The sequence below is a fragment of the Curtobacterium sp. B18 genome, from assembly GCF_000333375.1.
GTDB lineage: Bacteria > Actinomycetota > Actinomycetes > Actinomycetales > Microbacteriaceae > Curtobacterium.
Genome location: NZ_BACZ01000076.1, coordinates 1 through 2,333 on the forward strand (window position 1 = coordinate 1; position 2,333 = coordinate 2,333).

Genomic DNA, 2,333 nt, shown 5'->3' on the forward strand with positions numbered 1-2,333 from the left:
GGCTCGTGCGGCGTTGGTCGCTGGGTGCGGCGCCACAGGCCGGCACGGTGCGCGGAACCGCGCACGGGGTGCGCAACGGCGCACGGTGCGGACTGGAGGCGCGGTGCCGGGCCGCCACGTCCCTCCCGTCCGCACGGTGCGCGTCTCTCCAGCTGGTGCGGTGTTGGTGGCTGGGTGCGGCGTTACAGGCCGGCACGGTGCGTGGAACCTCGCACGGGGTGCGCAGGTGCGCACGGTGCGGAGTGGAGGCGCGGTGCCGGGCCGCTACGTTCCTCCCGTCCGCACGGTGCGCGTCTTGTCGGCTGGTGCGGTGTTGGTGGCTGGGTGCGGCGTTACAGGCCGGCACGGTGCGTGGAACCTCGCACGGGGTGCGCAGGTGCGCCCGGTGCGGACTGGAGGCGCGGTGCCGGGCCGCTACGTTCCTCCCGTCCGCACCGTGCGGACTGGAGGCGCGGTGCCGGGCCGCCGGTCCCTCCCGTCCGCACGGTGCGCGCCTTGTCGGCTGGTGCGGTGTTGGTGGCTGGGTGCGGCGTCACAGGCCGGCACGGTGCGTGGAACCTCGCACGGGGTGCGCAAGCGCGCACCATGCGACAGGACAGCCGCGCGCCGCGCTCCGCGCGCCGCGCCGCAGCGCCGTCAGTCCGCGAGCACGCGCTCGACGACGCGGCCGAGGGCCGCCGTCGCCGCGATCGCGTCGCCGGCGTACGCGCCGGACATGGCGCCGTCGCGCGCGAGCATGAGCTCGTCCGCGCCGTCGCCGGGGAGCGCGTGGCCCGATGCCTGCAGCAGGTCGGCCAGCCGCTCCGTGTACCAGTCACGGTGCATGGCGACGACCTCGCGGACGGGGTCGCGCGCATCGTGGTACTCGGCCGCCGCGTTGAGGAACGCGCAGCCGCGGAACTCGGGGTCGTTCACCTCGTCCGTGAGGGCGGCGACCCACGCACGCACGGCGGCCTCGGGGGAGCCGGCGTCGGTGATGAGCTGCTCCATCCGCTGCTGCACGCGCTCGTGCTGCGTCCGGATGTAGGCCAGGATCAGGTTGTCCTTCGACCCGTAGTGCTTGTAGAACGTCGCCTTCGTGACGCTCGCCTCGGAGATGAGACGATCGACGCCGACGCCGTGGATGCCCTCCTCGTAGAAGAGCCGCGTCGCGGTCTCGAGGATACGGACCTTCGCGCCGCCGGAGCGGGGAGCCGGGGGGGCGCTCGACCCGTCCGGCGACGCGAGGTTCGTGCTCGGGCCAGGGAGACGCTGGACGGTCGGTTGGGGGGAATCGACCGTCACAGCGTGGCTCTCCTTGGACTCATCGGCTCCGCGGCGGAGCGGGGGGACTCGTACCGCGTGAGGACTGATGTCCCGAGCCACCGGATCGGAATATAGGGGGGCTTCCGATCCGGTGACGAAACTGTACCACAGTGAGGACAGACAGACGAGTCTTTCTATCCTCTATTTCTGTACCCCACTTCGAGTGACAGGCCGGGTGCCTGTGGAAACTGGGTGATGGCCGCTCCGGGGTCAGTAGGCTCGTCTGCGATGAACCACCCAGTGCCGTTGCCGCTCGAGGCCCCGGACACGTCGTTCCTGACGTCCGGGGGCGCCTTCGTCCGCCGAACCGTCCTCCCGTCCGGCGTGCGGGTCCTGACCGAGTCCATGCCGGGGGCCAGTTCGACGAGCCTCGGCTTCTGGGTCGGGGTGGGATCCCGCGACGAGCGCGACGGCCAGTACGGCTCGACGCACTTCCTCGAGCACCTGCTGTTCAAGGGCACCGCGACCCGCTCCGCGCTCGACATCGCGATCTCGTTCGACTCCGTCGGCGGCGAGCACAACGCCGCGACCGCCAAGGAGTACACCTGCTACTACTCGCGGGTCCGGGACGCCGACGTCCCGATGGCCGTCGCGGTCATCGGTGACATGGTCACTGGGTCCGTCCTCGACGAGGCCGCGTTCGACGTCGAGCGCGGGGTCATCCTCGAAGAGCTGGCGATGGCGGCCGACGACCCGGCCGACGTCGCGGGCGAGGCGTTCTTCGCCGCCGCGTTCGACGGGCACGCCCTCGGCCGACCGATCGGCGGCACGCCCGAGAGCATCCGCGCCGTCCAGCGCGACGAGGTGCTCGCCCACTACCGCGAGCACTACGCCCCGAACGGCATCGTCGTCACCGCGGCCGGAGCCGTCGACCACGACCGGTTCTGCGCGCTGGTGGAGGCCGAGTTCCAGGGGGCGCCCAAGGCCTCCCCGCTGGCACGCCGCTCGCCGCAGCCCGTCGCCGACCCCGCCGTCCCGAAGCTCTCGGTCGTGCACCGTCCGACCGACCAGGTCTCGATGCTGCGCGG

General features: G+C 72.4%; 2 protein-coding genes. One reads left to right on the forward strand and one right to left on the reverse strand.

Annotated elements, in window-relative coordinates:
• Window positions 1-636 precede the first annotated feature (636 nt).
• The gene (locus I5E_RS02115) at window positions 637-1,284 is read right to left on the reverse strand and encodes a TetR/AcrR family transcriptional regulator (RefSeq protein WP_022905540.1); all 648 of its coding nucleotides are present in this window, start codon (window positions 1,282-1,284) and stop codon (window positions 637-639) included.
• Window positions 1,285-1,533: 249 nt separating this feature from the next.
• Here I5E_RS02115 and I5E_RS02120 point away from each other — a divergent pair.
• Window positions 1,534-2,333 (forward strand): M16 family metallopeptidase (locus tag I5E_RS02120; protein ID WP_031261111.1); only part of this gene is annotated, 800 nt, incomplete at its 3' end.